Origin of the sequence: Chitinophaga sp. YR627 (assembly GCF_900114995.1) — a bacterium.
Lineage (GTDB): Bacteria > Bacteroidota > Bacteroidia > Chitinophagales > Chitinophagaceae > Chitinophaga.
Genome location: NZ_FOUX01000004.1, coordinates 518750 through 536168, shown reverse-complemented (window position 1 = coordinate 536168; position 17419 = coordinate 518750). Strand labels below are relative to the sequence as shown.

13 protein-coding genes are annotated in these 17419 nt (G+C 45.7%); all 13 read left to right on the top strand.

The features are described from left to right. The first annotated feature begins 383 nt into the window (after positions 1-383). The 13 genes from BMZ72_RS22730 (at position 384) to BMZ72_RS22675 (ending at position 17316) form a co-directional block, all read left to right on the top strand. Positions 384-3638 carry a SusC/RagA family TonB-linked outer membrane protein gene (locus BMZ72_RS22730; RefSeq protein WP_089811994.1) on the top strand — a complete coding sequence of 1085 codons (3255 nt, stop codon included), beginning with the start codon at positions 384-386 and terminating at the stop codon, positions 3636-3638. Positions 3639-3697: 59 nt separating this feature from the next. Then, entirely contained in the window at positions 3698-5494 is a 1797-nt protein-coding gene (locus BMZ72_RS22725) for a RagB/SusD family nutrient uptake outer membrane protein (protein WP_089811993.1), read from the top strand. A gap of 81 nt (positions 5495-5575) precedes the next feature. Continuing rightward, entirely contained in the window at positions 5576-6157 is a 582-nt protein-coding gene (locus BMZ72_RS22720) for a zeta toxin family protein (RefSeq protein ID WP_089811992.1), read from the top strand. Further along, positions 6147-6323: a hypothetical protein gene (locus BMZ72_RS36630; protein WP_177222899.1), complete on the top strand. Its 177-nt coding sequence runs from the start codon at positions 6147-6149 to the stop codon at positions 6321-6323. The genes BMZ72_RS22720 and BMZ72_RS36630 overlap by 11 nt, the downstream gene beginning before the upstream one ends. A gap of 70 nt (positions 6324-6393) precedes the next feature. Then, a complete protein-coding gene (locus tag BMZ72_RS22715) occupies positions 6394-8085 on the top strand; it encodes a ribosomal protein L7/L12 (RefSeq protein ID WP_143087753.1) in 1692 nt (563 codons plus the stop codon). A gap of 380 nt (positions 8086-8465) precedes the next feature. After that, positions 8466-9353, top strand: a complete 888-nt coding sequence (locus BMZ72_RS22710; protein WP_089811990.1) for an EboA domain-containing protein — start codon at positions 8466-8468, stop codon at positions 9351-9353. Between the two features lie 169 nt (positions 9354-9522). Then, complete coding sequence (locus BMZ72_RS22705) at positions 9523-10446, top strand: TatD family hydrolase (RefSeq protein ID WP_245552067.1); 924 nt, start codon at positions 9523-9525, stop codon at positions 10444-10446. A 153-nt stretch (positions 10447-10599) separates the two neighbouring features. Next, positions 10600-11460, top strand: a complete 861-nt coding sequence (gene eboC, locus BMZ72_RS22700) for a UbiA-like protein EboC (RefSeq protein WP_089811989.1) — start codon at positions 10600-10602, stop codon at positions 11458-11460. 100 nt (positions 11461-11560) lie between these two features. After that, complete coding sequence (locus BMZ72_RS22695; protein WP_089811988.1) at positions 11561-12724, top strand: 3-dehydroquinate synthase; 1164 nt, start codon at positions 11561-11563, stop codon at positions 12722-12724. Beyond that, positions 12711-13934 carry a metabolite traffic protein EboE gene (eboE, locus tag BMZ72_RS22690; protein WP_089811987.1) on the top strand — a complete coding sequence of 408 codons (1224 nt, stop codon included), beginning with the start codon at positions 12711-12713 and terminating at the stop codon, positions 13932-13934. Before BMZ72_RS22695 ends, eboE begins: the two co-directional genes overlap by 14 nt. 33 nt (positions 13935-13967) lie before the next feature. After that, positions 13968-15338: an alkaline phosphatase family protein gene (locus tag BMZ72_RS22685; RefSeq protein WP_089811986.1), complete on the top strand. Its 1371-nt coding sequence runs from the start codon at positions 13968-13970 to the stop codon at positions 15336-15338. 273 nt (positions 15339-15611) lie between these two features. Further along, positions 15612-16214 carry a DUF6992 family protein gene (locus BMZ72_RS22680; RefSeq protein WP_089811985.1) on the top strand — a complete coding sequence of 201 codons (603 nt, stop codon included), beginning with the start codon at positions 15612-15614 and terminating at the stop codon, positions 16212-16214. 310 nt (positions 16215-16524) lie between these two features. Further along, entirely contained in the window at positions 16525-17316 is a 792-nt protein-coding gene (locus BMZ72_RS22675; protein WP_089811984.1) for a sulfite exporter TauE/SafE family protein, read from the top strand. Positions 17317-17419 lie beyond the last annotated feature (103 nt).

Below are 17419 nucleotides of genomic sequence, written 5' to 3'. Positions count from 1 at the left end.
ACGAATGTGTTACCTTGTTATACAGTTAACAATTGAAATTTTAGTGTGTGTATAAAGCGTAACCAAAATCTAATTTCCATGTTCCCTAAAATTTGATGTTAACACGTGTATGAAAAAACTAAACTGTACTCAAAACTAAACTGTACTCTTTTAAAACTGTGTGTACCAAAATTCCCAGGTAAAACAACTGATTGGATGTATTTACGCTGAACTGCGTAGCAGCTCAGTATTGGAGTTAATCTGAAGTAAGGAGTTATATATTGTCCCTCTTAGACCAGGATATTGATTTAACCCGGTCATTTTTCGTGCCTGTACCTGCCAACGAAAAGCAGTCTCCAGGCCCGAACAGGCTTTTTATTAACCAAAAAAAAACGTTTCACGTTATGAAGAGACATGTCTACCGCACCTTTGCGTGTTGCTGGTTGTTGTTGTTATTATTTGCCAGTGCCGCATTCGCCCAGACTAAAATTACCGGTAAAGTCACCGACGAGACTTCCGGTAACCCTTTGCCCGGAGTAACAGTGGCAGTTAAAAATTCAGGTAAGGGTACGGCCACTGACCCTGCTGGTAACTTCAGCGTTACCGCCAAAAAAGGTGAGACACTCGTGTTCTCATTTGTAGGTTATACCCAACAGGAGTTCGTACTCGGAGAGTCAACAACGGTGAATATCGTACTCTCTGAAAAAGTAGGTTCTCTGGAAGAGGTGGTTGTAACAGGTTACGCCACGCAGAAAAAGAAAGACCTGACAGGCGCGGTATCTGTTGTAAACGTAGAACAGATCAGCCGTCAGCCGACAGCACAGGTGAGCAATCAGTTACAGGGCCAGGTATCTGGTATCACTGTACTGGGTTCCGGTCAGCCGGGTGAAGAACCACAGGTGCGTATCCGTGGTGTGAACACTTTCGGTAACAATACGCCCCTTTACGTTATTGATGGAGTACCAACCCAGAACATCGTTGACCTGAACCCCTATGATGTGGCTTCCATGCAGGTATTGAAAGATGCAGGTTCTGCATCTATCTATGGTGCGAGAGCTGCGAATGGTGTGATCATCATCACCACCAAAAGAGGTAAAGCAGATGGTAAAGTACATGTTACCTATGACGGGTATTATGGTACACAACGTCCGAAAGGTGGAAACGTATGGCATATCCTGAATCCACAGGAAATGGCCGATCTCAAATGGATGGCGTTGAAAAACACAGATCCTAACGTAGTATATAACGATGGTCTTTATGGTAGCGGTGCTACTCCAAGACTGCCGGATTATATTGCACCTGGTGGTCTGATGGAAGGCGATCCTAACGTAGATCCTTCAAAATATAATGTCAATCCTTTCTATAAAAACCCTTCTGATCTGGATAACTTCTACAGAATTACGAGGGCGAATAAAGGCGGTACTGACTGGTTCCATGAAATCTTCAAACCAGCTTATATCACCAGCCATAACATATCTGTAAGCGGCGCCAGTGATCAGGGAGCTTATTATCTCTCCTTCTATTACTTCAATCAGAAAGGAACGCTGCAGAATACCTATCTGAAACGTTATTCCATCCGTTCCAACAGCCATTTCAATGTAGGTAAACATGTACGTATCGGTGAAAATCTGGAGTTCTCCGTGATCGATAACCCACGTATCACTGCATTGACAGAAGGTAGCGGTATCGGTATGGCATTCCGTGAGCAGCCGATCATTCCTGTTCATGATATCAGAGGCAATTTCGCCGGTTCATTCAGTACCAATGGCGCACAGCTGGGTAACGCCCGTAACCCTGTAGCGATCCAGGACCGTACAAAAGATAACCGTGGTCTTGGCAACCGTTTACTGGGTAACGTATATGGTGAAGTAGATTTCCTGCAGCATTTTACTTTCCGCACTACCTTCGGTGGTGAAGTATATTCTTCATCCAATCATAGCTTCGTGTATCCGGAGTATGAAAATGCAGAGAACAATAAAGTAAACTCTTATACAGAAGCTGCTACCAGCGGTTACAACTGGACCTGGAGTAATACTATCCAGTATCAGCAGAACTTCAACAAGGTGCATGATATCAAGGTATTGTTAGGTACAGAAGCCTTCGATAACCATGGTCGTCTGGTATCCGGTACTACACAGAACTACTTCATCTTCGATCCTAACTTCACTACACTGGTATCTGGTACAGGTACTGTAACCAACTCCAGTGACAGGTTCACGGATGGTCTGTTCTCCCTGTTTGGTCGTTTAGACTACAGTCTGCTGGACAAATACCTGTTGGGCGCTGTTATCCGTCGTGATGGTTCCAGCCGTTTCGGTTCTAACTATCGCTATGGTTGGTTCCCTGCTGTGAGTGCAGGCTGGCGTATCTCTCAGGAAGCTTTCCTGAAACAGGTGGCCTGGTTGTCTGACTTAAAGATCAGAGGTGGTTACGGTATAATGGGTAACCAGCTGAACGTTGCGCCTGCAAACGCATATACTCAGTTTGGTCTGAACAAGGGTTCTTCCTTCTATGACCTGGGTGGTACATCCAATAACCTGAATTCCGGCTTCTTCAGAACAACGATCGGTAACCCGAATGCGAAATGGGAGAGCAACACCAACATGAACATTGGTCTGGATGCGACCATGTTTAAAGGTAAACTGGAGTTCACCATCGACTACTATAAGAAGAAAGTTAAAGACCTGTTATTCCAGCCAGAGATCTCCGGAACTGCCGGCCGTTCAACGCCTCCGACAGTTAACATCGCTGAAATGGAGAACCATGGTATAGACATCTCCCTTGGTGGAAATAATATCAACATCACCAAGGACCTGGTATTGAAAGCGAATGCCACCTTTACGACTTACACGAACAAGATCATAAACATCTCCGGTGACGCTCCTTACTTCGATCTGGAAGCACGTCGTTTCAACGGTAACTTCATTATCCGTAACGCGATCGATCATCCGATCTCCAGCTTCTATGGTTACAAAACCGTAGGTTTCTGGAACAGTACACAGGAAATCGCTACTGCGAATGACCAGGCACAGAAGGCCACCAACAATCCGAATGCTGTTTATCAGACAGGTATTGGTCTTGGCCGTTTCCGCTACCAGGATACCAACGGTGACGGTATCATCACTGAAGCTGACCGTACTTTCCTTGGTAATCCAAGTCCTAAATTCAGCTATGGTCTGAACCTGGAACTGGATTATAAGAATTTTGACTTCACTGTTTTCCTGTATGGTGTACAGGGTAACAAGATCTGGAACCAGGTACGCTGGTGGACTGACTTCTATCCATCTTTCGCAGGTGCTAAGAGTAAAACAGCACTCTACGATTCATGGAGACCTGATCATCAGAACGCAAAAGCACCTATTCAGGAAAACGAAGGTTCTTTCAGTACCAATACAGTACCTAACTCATTCCTCGTAGAGAATGGTTCTTATCTGCGCGCTAAAAATATGATGCTGGGTTATACATTGCCTAAAGCCGTATTACAGCGCGTTGGCATCGAGAAATTCCGCATCTATGTGCAGGCAGCGAATCTGTTCACCATCACTAAATATTCCGGTATTGATCCTGAGATCACCGGTGGTACTACCAACTTCGGTCTGGATGAGGGTGCTTATCCAAACCAGCGTCAGTTCCTGGTGGGCGTAAACGTTGGATTCTAATAGTAACTAACGTTGAGGGTTAAGCTGAAAGCTATTGGAGAATATCAAAATTTATTAAAATGAAACGGACATTCATCAGATCAAAATATATATTAATTGCTTCAGTCGTAGCAGGAGGATTGTTCTTCGACGCCTGTAGTAAAAGTTTCCTCGAGCGTCAGCCGCAAGGTTCCCTGACGCCTGAAAATGTATCTACCAAAGATGGTATCGCACAATTGCTGGTAGGTGTTTATGCAGCGCTGGATGGTCAGCAGCAGGACGTAGCCGCTATTGGTGGTGGTGGCCCATGGGAAGCCGCACCAAGCAACTGGATCTACGGTAGTGTTGCTGCCGGTGATGCACACAAGGGTAGTGACGCGACTGACCAGCCGCCTATCAGTCTGATCGCTACAGGTCAGTTTGATGCCAGTAACGGCTTCTTCAATACCAAATGGAAGGTATTGTTTGATGGTGTGGTACGCGCGAATATCGTACTGTCATTGCTGCCCAATGTAAATGACATGACGGCGAATGAGAAAGCACAGGTAACAGCAGAAAGCCGTTTCCTGCGCGGACACTACTACTTCGAACTGAAGAAGATGTTTGGTAAAGTGCCCTGGGTAGATGAAACCCATATCGATGACTACAAACAGCCTAACAATGTAGATATCTGGCCTAACATCGAGGCTGATTTCAAGTTCGCATATGAGACCTTACCAGCTACACAATCACTGGTAGGCCGTGCAAACAAATGGGCTGCGGGTGTTTATCTGGCAAAAACATATGTATACGAGAAAAAATGGAATGATGCGAAAGCATTGTTCGATGTGATCAAGGTACAGGGTGTAACGGCTAAAGGCACCAAGTATGGTCTGACAGACAGATTTGAAGATAACTTCGATTCTGAGTTTAAAAACAATGCGGAATCTGTTTTCGCTATTCAGATGTCGGCCAACAATGGTACTGGTCAGATCTCTAACGGTAACCAGGGTGAAATGCTGAACTTCCCTTATAACAGCCCATTCGGTTGTTGCGGATTCTATCAGCCAACACAGGACCTGGTAAACTCTTATCGTACAGATGCAAATGGTCTTCCTTACCTGGATGATTATAACACACACCCTGTAAAAAGCGATATGAAGATCCTGTCTACCACACCGTTCACACCGGATGATGGTACACTGGACCCACGCCTTGACTGGACAGTAGGCCGTCGTGGTATTCCTTTCCTGGACTGGGGTAATCACCCTGGCCGTAGCTGGGTACGTGATCAGAACTATGCTGGTCCGTATGCGCCTAAAAAGAATGTTTACTGGCAGTTCAATCAGGATAAATATAAAGATCCGAATTCCTGGGCGCCAGGTTCTGCGATCAACCTGGTGTTGATCCGTTATGCAGACGTATTGTTACTCGCTGCGGAAACAGAAGCAGAACTGGGTAACCTGGATGCTGCACAGGCATATGTAAACCAGGTGCGTACCAGAGCTGCAAATCCTAAAACAGCTGTGTATACTTACCTGGATAACAGTAATCCAATGGGTGGTTTCTCCACTACACCAGCGGCTAACTATGTGATCGCAAATTATCCTGCCGGCAGATTTACTGCACAGGGTAAAGACTACGCACTGAAAGCTGTTCGTTTTGAGCGTAAGCTTGAACTGGCAATGGAAGGTCAGCGTTACTTCGACATCACCCGTTGGGGTACTGCAAATGCGGAACTGACCAAGTTCTTTGCATATGAATCCAAGATCACAACTGACCTGGGCGGTGCTAAATTCGTAGCGCCACGTAATGAGCATTATCCTGTTCCTCAGCGTCAGATTGACCTGAGTCTGAAAGGTGGTGCGAAGACCCTGGAACAGAATGACGGATACTAAGATTTTACACTTTTATTCGAAGAGGAAAAATGGAAGGGCCCTGGTGACAGGGCCTTTTCTTTTTTTGGGTATATTTACAATATGCCTGAATTGTATATAATAGCTGGCTGTAACGGTGCCGGAAAAACGACCGCAAGTTATGCTGTACTTCCAAGTATTCTTAATTGTCGCGAGTTTGTAAATGCAGACAGTATTGCGGCAGGGCTTTCTCCTTTTAATCCTGAAAATGTCGCTTTGGAAGCGGGAAGGATAATGTTGCAGCGGATAGATCATTTGCTGGCAGAACAATCTGACTTTGCATTTGAAACAACACTATCAACGAGAAGTTATGTATCATTGGTAAAGAGAGCGAAAATGTTGGGTTATAATGTAACACTGTTATATTTCTGGTTGAGTTCTCCGGAGTTTGCAATACAACGTGTTGCTCAACGTGTTGAAGCAGGAGGACATAATATTCCGGAAGATGTTATTAGACGTAGGTATTATAGAGGGATTTATAATTTGGTAAATTTGTACATACCTATTTGTGACGAATGGTTAGTTTTTGAAAATATGGAAACTCCGGCAGATGTTATAGCCAAGGGAGATGGAGTTGAAAAAATGATTATAAAAAACGATATTTGGGAAAATATTTTAACGCAAAGTGAGCGCCATGGAAAATAAAAGGCATATTGACGAACTCTCTGAGAAAGTGCTTAAAGGAATGAACGACGCTGTGAGAAAGTTAATAGAATCCAGCGCTGCCAACGACAAATCACTTGTCATTGGAGACAAATATGGCAATGTGAAAAAGGTTCCAGCGAAGGAACTACTGTTGAAGCTAAAATAGTTAACAGTTCCCATTTTCTACTTTGCGTTGCCACATCGTATTTATTGTTGTACGCAACCACGCTCCACACTTGAAACGACTACTCCCTTTAATCCTCGCGCTATCCTCCTGTACACTTTCCCAACAGGACAAAGGCAAATTGCTTTCTGAAAAATATTGTGGCAGTTGTCACCTGCCGGTTGCTCCTGCGATGCTGGACAAAGCTACCTGGGCAGAGCATGTGTTGCCGGCCATGGCGCCCAAACTGGGTATTGGTGTCTGGCAGGGCAGCGGATATTATGTAAAGCCTGGAAAGGGCGTGAATATCAGCATTGAGGACTGGAATGCTATTGTGGCTTTTTATAAGGAGCTGGCGCCTGAAAAGCTGGAAGCGGCTAAGGTACCGCAACCACTGGCAGAGGACCTCAAACTGTTTGATATACAGACGGCCGGACCCGAAGGATCACCGAGCGAGGTGATACTGACGGAAATAGGTCCGAATAAATTAAAGCTGGTAAAGCAGGTAAAGGCTGAAACGGAGCTTGACCTGCTGGATAGCAAGCGACTGGTGGATGGTGTCCCTAATGTGGTTAAAAGTGGCATTACGAGGGATGCAGCGGTAGGGTTGAAGAGCCGTCTGGAGGCATTAGGCGCCAAAGCGGAGATCAGGGATAAGCAAGGGAATATAATGGCGACTACTACGATGGTGAATATCAATCCTTTTACCGGGGAACTGTATTCTTCTTCTGAGCATAGCGCTACTTTGTTCCGCTGGGATTCGTTGCTGCATAGTCAGACGGCTATCAAGCTGCAATCAACAGCGGTAGATCTGAACTGGCAGTCAGCGGATGCAGGTCTGCTTACCTGCATAGGGAATCTGCGGGCTGTAGATGTGGCCCAGGGTATGTTGTGGGAGGTACATCCTTCCCGGCCGGAGGCAGAACAGGTCAAGACGATCAGTATGGGATTGCCACGTCCGGTGCAGAGTATTGCGGCTGACTTTAACAGGGACGGCCTTATGGACTACCTGGTATGTGGATTCGGACATGATTACGGTGGATTGTATGTGCTGAAGCAAACGATGGAAGATGATTATAAAAAAGTGCCGGTATGGGAAGTACCAGGCGCTATTCATTCGGTCGTAGCTGATTTTGATAAGGATGGCTGGCCGGATATCATGACTTTGTTTGCTTATGCAGATGAAGGGATCTGGTTATTCACAAATGATCGTAAAGGTGGTTTTAAACAGCGGCAGTTATTACGTTTTCCGCCAGTGAATGGTTCCACCAGTTTTCAGGTGGTGGATATGAACAGGGACGGGCTGTTGGATATTCTGTATACTTCTGGAGACAACGGTGATTATTCCATGGAGCTGAAGCCGTTTCATGGTGTGTATTTATACCTTAATAAAGGCGACTTCCATTTTGAAAAGGAATGGTTTTACCCGGTAAACGGATGTACAAAAGCAGTGGCTGCTGATTTTGACGGAGATGGTGATCTGGACATTGCAAGTATTGCATTTTTTGCTGATCTGAAGAATCGCCCGGGAGAGAAATTTATACTTTTCAAACAGGAAAAGCCCCTGGAATTTACACCACATACGATGCCGGAACTGCAGAAAGCGGGGCGGTGGATTTGTATGGATGTGGGTGATTTTGACCGGGATGGAGACCCTGATATTGTGCTGGGAAACTACTCAAAAGGGTTCATTATTCAGGACGGTTTCAGGCCTGACTGGAATGTTAACACACCCCTTATATTGCTCAGAAATAATTCAAAATGAGATTGTTACGCTTTCTCAGTTTAAAAATAGTAACCCGCTGGATAGTTTTTTGCTCATTCGATTGCAGTTGTAACAAATAATTGATTATATTGCATATGCAATGTCAGGCAAAAATCTAAATCTATGCTGCTCAAACGTCACGTTTAGCCCACGTATAGTATTTCATTTTCCCTGTTATCAGTAATGCATTTTATGAAGCAATAGTTTCCGCAGAATTATTGCTGATAAAGATACTCCTGATTGAACTGATCAGGTTTTAGAATGGCGGAAGGAGAGGCACAACGTGCCTCTCTTTTATTTACTACACCATCCATCACAGTTTTTCACTTTTTTTAATACTTAATCTGCTAACTTTAGCACTAGATAAATTAGCCCGGCTGATGGAACAAGCGTATTACCACGACAGGAATAAAACGGAAGCGTTATTATTTGAAATCATTAAGCACAACAGTACGGAGCAGGCACTCAGCTGGCTACAGCAGCAGCAGGAAAAACTGGGGGTACCTGTAAGTGTACAGCGATTCAATCTTACTTTTACAGCTATTCCGCGTTTTGCCGGGAAGCAGCTGGTGCAGACGGAGCAAGCGTTTATTGCACTATCAGACGGTACGCCGTTTTTCATACAGGGATCTACGTTAGATAAAGTGGTGCGGCTGTGGTGGTTATTACAGCTACCGGCTGACGACAGAGATACCTATGTGAAAGTGATCGAGGGGCTGTTTGATGCCGCCGATATGAATGAGCAGGCGGCGCTCTATAGCGCATTACCGCTGCTGGCATGGCCGGATGCATGGGTATTCCGCACAACGGAGGGGATCCGGTCCAATATTGGTCCGGTACAGGAAGCTGTCATGTTGCACAATGTTTATCCTTCCCGTCATCTGGACGAACCAGCCTGGAATCAGCTGGTGATGAAGGCGTTTTTTACTGACAAACCTATCCATCTTATTACCGGGCTGGACGAGAGAGCCAACGCGTCACTGGCAGCCATATTAACAGACTATGCCCACGAGCGCTGGGCTGCCGGCAGGAAAGTACATCCTTTGTTATGGCGTCTGGTAGGACCGTTTATTACGGCGGACAATTTCGAGGATATCCGGCGTGTCTGGAATTCAGCTGTGAATGTAGAGAAAGAAGCCGCTGCTTTAGCTTGTGCTTCAAGTACATATGCGCCAGCACTTGCCTTGCTGGAGCAATCAGCCACCTTAAAAGAAGAAATTGCCAGCGATCGCCTTACCTGGAATAGTGTCGCCGCACGAATAGCATAAACGTGTATCACACCTTCAGTGTATATAATCTTAACTTGCGAAACGGAAATCTCAGCCCGCGGTAGCAGGTTGTTCATTTACAGGTCTCAAATAAATAGTAAAAGACATGTGTTGCAGTCATGAGTTAACAGGTAAAGAATTTCAACCTATTACAACCTCTTCCTCCTATATGGAACGCATCAAGGGTATGCGTTTTTTTGATCCGCACATACACATGACCTCCCGCACAACAGATGATTATCAGGCGTTAGCGGACGCAGGTGTAGTAGCGATCATTGAGCCGGCATTCTGGCTCGGACAACCACGTACAGGAGTAGATACTTTCAGGGATTATTTTAACAGCCTGATCGGCTGGGAGCGTTTCCGCTCTTCACAATTTGGTATAAAACATTATTGCACAATCGGTCTGAATTCGAAAGAAGCCAACAACGAAAGACTGGCAGAGGCAGTAATGGAAATATTACCATCCTTTATTTATAAAGAAGGCGTAGTAGGTGTTGGCGAGATCGGCTTTGACGATCAGACAGCTGCAGAGGAAAAATACTACCGCGCACAACTGGAACTGGCAAAAGAAGCAGGGCTACCTGTACAGATACATACCCCGCACCGGGATAAGAAAAAAGGGACACAGCGTAGTATGGATATTGCGCTGGAACACGGACTGGATCCGCATATGATCATCGTTGACCACAACAACGAAGAGACTGTAAAAGAGGTACTTGACCGTGGTTTCTGGGCTGCATTCACTATTTATCCGTTTACTAAAATGGGTAATGAACGCATGGTGGAAATCGTAAAACAGTATGGTAGTGAACGCATAATGGTCAATTCTGCTGCCGACTGGGGTATCAGTGACCCATTGGCTGTACCTAAAACCGCGGCCCTCATGCACGAAAGTGGTATTGACTTGAATGATATTCATTTGGTAACTTTCGGCAATGCTGTAGCTGCTTTTGCCCAAAGTGGTCAGATGGACATGGCTGATTTTGATACCGTAAAAAATGTAGATCAGAGTCTGAAGTTTAATGGAAGTACTGTGCTGCGTGGTGGTCAGCAGCCAAGGATAGATAAACAGTCTAATATTATCAGATAAACAGTTACAAGTCGGTAATGCCAATGCCCGGTACATGTAGATTGCAGCCCTTTGCTGCATTGCTGCACGATCGGTCATTTGTATTGTTTGCTTGTTGAAAACCCGAGCCCGGTGAATTATATTATAGGCAAGTTATTAGGATATTTACGTTTAATGCGACCCGCCAATATAGTAACTGCAGTAGCAGATATACTGGCAGGCGTAGCTATTTCCGGATTTCTGGGTTCTGAAGTATCCAGTTATCTGGATCATTTGTTGCCAGTAGTATGTATGTGCCTGGCAACGATTGGATTGTACGGCGGCGGAGTGGTTTTCAATGATGTGATGGATGCAGAACTGGATAAGGTGGAGCGCCCTGAGCGTCCTATTCCAAGTGGTGTGATCTCGATGACACAGGCCATTGTACTGGGTAGTTACCTGTTGCTGGTTGGTGTGCTGGCCGCTTTTACAGTAGGCCGTATCACCGGTTACCTGGCATTGGGTATTGCTGTATGTGCACTGGTATATGATAAGTGGGGTAAACACCAGGCGTGGGGTCCGGTCAATATGGGGCTCTGTCGTGGATTAAACCTGCTGATGGGAATCAGTATGGTTGTGCCTGCCTTAAATAAGTATTGGTGGATTGGCCTGATCCCTGTATTATACATCGCTGCTGTGACCGCTATCAGTCGTGGAGAGGTGCATGGAGGAAATACCCGTACCCTGCGCATTACAGCCTTCTGTTATGCCCTGGTATATGGTACCATGCTGGCACTGGCAGCCATTAACGGACATATTGTGATTGCGATACCATTTATACTGTTATTTGCAGTCATGATTAATCTGCCATTATTCAATGCCATTAAAGACCCATCTGGTCCTAACATAGGAAAGGCTGTAAAGGGAGGCATCATTGCGCTGGTCGCTATGAACGCTGCCTGGGTAGCCGCATTCTCCACGTTGCCTCACGCATTGCTCGTACTGATCCTTCTGCCATTGTCATTACTGATGGCGAGAGCGTTTGCAGTGACCTGATCGCAATCCGCTCGTCATTCGTAATTCGTCAATAGCAATTAATTTTTGTACATTAACGGCCGCCAGGACGATTATTAAACGAAACACCAGAGCGATATCCATGGAGTTTATTCAACAGACTTTTAGTGTAGATTATTCTTTTAAGGTTTTCTTTACCCGATACCTTTTTAATCCAGCCAACGCGGAGTTCAGGAATTACCTGGTTTCGCAGACTACGCCAGGACTTACCAAGAAGCTGCTTTTCATTGTGGATGATGGCGTGGCAAAAGCCCATCCGGCGCTTGCAACAGAAATAACAACTTATTTACAACAGATAGAAGGTTTTAAGCTTGCAGGAGAGATTGAAATTGTGCCGGGAGGAGAATCCTGTAAAAATGACCAGGCGCTTTTTTACCATCTGGTAGACCTGGTGGACACGCAGGCCATAGACCGTCACTCTTTTGTGGTGGCGATCGGCGGTGGCGCTGTCCTTGATATGGTAGGTATGGTGGCGGCAGTTTCTCACAGAGGGGTGCGCCATATTCGTATACCAACTACTGTACTGTCACAGAATGATTCAGGTGTAGGTGTGAAAAATGGTATCAACTACAAGGGAAAGAAAAACTTCCTCGGTACGTTTGCACCACCTGCAGCCGTATTCAATGACGCACATTTCCTGACCACACTGCCAGCAAGAGACTGGCGTTCGGGTATATCAGAAGCCGTGAAAGTGGCGTTAATAAAAGACGCTTCCTTCTTTGAATGGCTGGAAGAAAATGCCGCGGCCCTGGTCAATAACGACCTGACAGTGATGCAGGAACTGGTATACAGATGTGCGGCACTTCATATGGCACATATCGGTGGTAGCGGAGATCCGTTTGAGAGTGGTTCTTCCCGTCCGCTGGACTTCGGTCACTGGAGCGCACATAAACTGGAACAACTGACTGACTTTGCTTTACGTCATGGTGAAGCCGTATCAATCGGTATTGCAGTAGACAGCGTTTATTCCTCTCTGTTAGGCTGGATCAGTACCGCTGCGGCAGAAAGGATTGTGCACCTGCTGGTAAAATTACAGTTACCGGTTTATCATGAATTGCTGGAGATGAAAGAAGGTAAACCGTCACCTGTTATCAAAGGATTACAGGAGTTCCGTGAACATCTGGGTGGCCGGCTGACGATCTGCCTGTTAAAGGCGATCGGCGTAGGCGCTGAAGTGCACGTGATAGACGAAATGTTACTGAACGAAGCTGTACAGCATTTAAAAGTGAACCATGCAAGTATCTGATCAATCTCATTTAACCTACTGTACGAATATTCATCCCGGTGAAAACTGGAGCGCACATTTTGCACAGCTCAAACAGTATGTACCCGCGGTAAAGAAAGAAGTATCTCCTGATAAACCTTTCGGTATCGGTCTGCGCCTGTCCAATACAGCCAGTCTGGAGCTCAGTAAAGAAGCGGCTTTGGAAGAATTCAAAGCCTGGCTGAAAGCGCACGATTGTTATGTGTTCACGATGAACGGCTTTCCATACGGAGGTTTCCACCATACAGTTGTAAAAGATCATGTGCATACGCCTGACTGGACGACGTCAGAGCGTGTGTTTTATACCAGCCGTTTATTCCGGCTGCTGGCGTCCCTCTTACCTGAGGGGATGGAAGGAGGTATCTCCACCGCGCCACTTTCGTATAAATTGTGGCATGTACGCTGCGAATCAGAGAAAGAAGCGATCATGGAGACCACTACCCTGCATATCCTGCAGATAGTAGAGCAACTGGTACGTATTAAACGTGGCGGTGGTCCCACTATGCATCTTGATATAGAGCCGGAGCCGGACGGCATGATGGAAAATACACAGGAGTTCCTGGATTGGTATCTCCATTACCTGTTACCCCTTGGTATTCCTTCCCTGGAAGACAAGTTTGGTATGAGCGCGGATGAAGCGGCAGCTGCTATCAAAACACATGTGCAACTATGCTACGACGTATGCCACTTTGCATTGGTGTATGAGTCGGCCGCCGATGTGTTAAAACAACTGGACCAGCACGGGCTGAAAGTAGGTAAGCTACAGATCAGCGCTGCATTGAAAGCATCATTGCCAGCAGAAGCAGCCGCACGGGAACAGGTGATCAATGCTTTTAAGGAGTTCAATGAGCCAACTTATCTGCATCAGGTGATAGCCCGCAAGGAAGATGGCTTCCTGCATTATCCTGACCTGCCACAGGCCCTGGAAGATGCCGCGAATCCTGCGGTAAAAGAATGGCGTTCGCATTTCCATGTACCGGTGTTTGTGGATAGTTACGGTGTATTGTCTTCTACCCGGTCAGATATAGAGAATGTATTACAATTACAACGGAAACAACCATTTACACAACACCTGGAAGTTGAAACATATACCTGGGATGTATTACCGGCTGAACTGAAATTACCAATGGACAAGTCCGTATCAAGGGAACTGCGTTGGGTATTGCAACAGTTGGAATTACCAGCCATGTAATATAGTTTTGAACTCATATCCTAATGGCGCCATATGAAAAAAACAGTAGTAATTGACGTAGTAGGTTTATCCTCCTCCCTTATAGGTGTACATACGCCCTTCCTGCAGGAATATGTGAAGAAACAGCATTTATCCACTATCCGGCCCATGGTGCCGGCTGTCACTACAGCAGTACAGAGTACCTATGTAACCGGACAATGGCCGGCAGAACATGGTATTGTGGGTAATGGATGGTATGACAGGCAGGACAGTGAAATCAAGTTCTGGAAGCAATCCAACAAACTGGTGGAAGCTCCCAAGATCTGGGATAAAGCCAAACGTCTTGATCCTTCCTTTACCTGCTCAAAGATGTTCTGGTGGTATAACATGTATTCAACCGCCGATTATTCCGTCACTCCCCGTCCGCAATACCTGGCAGATGGCCGTAAGGCGCCGGACTGTTATGCACACCCTGCTTCACTGCGTGATCATCTGCAGAAAGAGCTGGGGACTTTCCCCTTATTTCAGTTCTGGGGACCAGGTGCGAACATCCGTTCTACCCAGTGGATCGCGGATGCATCTGTCGTAACCGATAACCTGTACGATCCGACGCTGACACTGATCTATCTGCCACACCTGGATTACTGTTTACAGAAATTCGGTCAGGATTTCTCCCGTATCAGCAAAGAGTTGGGTGAAGTCGATGCGGTGTGTAAGCAGCTGGTGGAATTTTATGAAAAGAAAGGCAGTGAGGTGATCATTCTGTCGGAATATGGTATCACCAATGTGAATAACCCTATCCACCTGAACCGTCGTTTCCGGGAAGAAGGACTGATCGCAGTGAGAGAGGAAAGAGGGCTGGAACTGCTGGATCCCGGTGCTTCCAAAGCATTTGTGGTGGCAGACCATCAGATCGCGCATGTATATGTCAATGACCCTTCTGTGTATAAGAAAGTACGCAGTATCGTGGAGAATACACCGGGTGTGGAACTGGTGCTGGACAGAGAAGGTAAGCGTCAGCATAAGATGCATCATAGCCGTAGCGGGGAACTGGTACTGGTGGCAGACGCCAAAAGCTGGTTCACTTACTACTACTGGATGGATGACGCCAAAGCACCTGATTTCGCCCGACTGGTAGATATCCACCGTAAACCTGGTTATGACCCTGTGGAAATGTTCATGAACCCTGCAGATCCGTTGATTAAGCTGAAGGCCGGGTTCAAATTACTGAAGAAAAAACTGGGCTTCCGTTATCTCATGAATGTAATACCGTTGGATGCTACCCTTATAAAAGGCTCTCACGGGCGTATTTCTGAGGATAAGTCATTTCACCCTGTGCTGATATCCAATCAGGTGGGTGAAGGGCAGGAACTGGCTGCTACGGATGTTTATGGGGTAATATGGAAAGCGTTGACGAGAAATTAAGAATTAAGAATTAAGAATTAAGAATTGAAATGCAGCGGAGAGTGGTGCGGAAGATGGCATTTTGAGTAATTAGTTTTAAAGTAAATAAAAAGAGAGTCGCTTCGAACAGTCGGGGCGGCTCTTTTTATGTTGAACTATTTGGATGGAATGCAGATCTTTGGTATTAATTCTTAATTCTTAATTCTTAATTCTTAATTCTTAATTCTTAATTCTTAATTCTTAATTCTTAATTCTTAATTCTTAATTCCTCCGTATATACGAAAAACGCACCCCATGAAACAACTCCTTTTCCTCTCCCTGCTGATTGTTACGTTCGCTGCCCATGCGCAGGATACCTCATATTTACGCACTTTCAACAAAGTACGCATCAATAACACCAAAACGGCCATGCTGGTATTGGGAAGCTGGGGTACGGCGAATCTCGCTGCCGGTCTGATCGGAAACAGTAGCGCGCATGGAGAGGCTAAATATTTTCACCAGATGAATGCCATCTGGGGGGTGGTCAATCTTGGGATTGCTACGGCCAGTTACCTGGGTAACCGCAGACTGGACCCCGGGCAATATAACTGGCAGGGGAGTATTAATGAGCAGCATAAAATTGAAAAGATCTTCCTGGTGAACGGAGCGCTGGATCTGGCTTATATGGCCGGCGGACTGTATATGCGGGAGCATGGGAAGACGAAACTGTTTGGGACAGGGTATGACCGCTGGAAAGGGTATGGTAATTCGCTCATTTTTCAGGGGGCGTTCCTGCTATTGTTCGATGGCGTAAATTTTATGGTGCATCATAGTCGTGGGAAAGGTCTGTTTCAACATTTTAACGAACTGCAGTTAACTGTCGCTCCCGGAGGCATCGGGATGGTGTATCAATGGTAAAAAAGTCTGATTTAAGCTTTTCATAGTGATTTTATCCAAATCATAGATTTAGTAGGCTAAATAGGTTATAGCCTAGTCCGGGCCGCTGCTGTCAAAATTATTACTTATGGTTATCCTCTATAACTTTTAGTAATGACCAGCTATTGGCTGAAATTTTGTTAGACCCGCTACAGCACTGTACTTTTGGGTTGTCCTTCCACTTAGAACATCGATGTAACAGAAAAGGATACCTGTAATTTCACTCTTACCAACCATCATTATTTAAGCCAGCTTCGCCTTTACACCAGGCCTGTTTGCTGAAGGAAGTTTTATGTTCACATTATTACAACAGACCGATTATCTGGTCGTATTAGTTATTGGCCTTATCGTAGGCTACCTGTCCGGCTTATTGGGCAAAGGAGGTAGCGCAGTCAGTACACCTGCCCTGCAGATATTTGCGGGTGTCAATCCGTTTTATGCGCTGGCCTCTCCATTACCGGCAGCGATCACCAGTACAATATCAGCTACAACTGTTTACAGCCGTCAAAAGTTATTCAATCGTAAAGTGATACTGACCGGCGCCCTGTTCGGCATTCCTGCAACACTGGCAGGTTCCTTTCTGAGCAAGTTTCTGCCGGGTAAAACACTGATGATACTGACAGCTTTGTTTATTGTCTCTATCGGTGGGTCACTGTTATTTTCCTTTCTGAGAAAGAAGAACGAAGCAGAAACGCCTGTTGTTGAAAATGCCGCAGAAGGACATCAACAGATGATCGTGTGGGCTTCACTGGGTATTGGATTATTATCCGGTTTGCTGGCGAATGCAGGCGGCGTATTATTCAGTTCTTTCTTTATCAAGAAATTGCATATGCCGATCAAACAGGCGCTGGCCTGTTCTATTGTCTTATCAGCATTACTGTCTATACCGGGCGCACTGGCACATTGGTGGCTGGGACATATCGACTGGAATATTGCGCTGGTATTATCGCTGACAGCCATTCCATCTTCTTATCTGGGCGCTAAGACAGCAGTGAAGATGAAGTCTCCCTTACTGGAAAAGTTGTTTGCATGTACACTGATCTTATTCGGTGTGTATGATATCATCTATACCTTGTGCAAGTAAGCTTTTATGATTTTATTTTAGTGTTAGGATGTCATGACTATTGCATTGCCCGCTGAGCAATGTTAACAGAAAAAAGACCGTCTCAGGTAATGAGCGGTCTTTT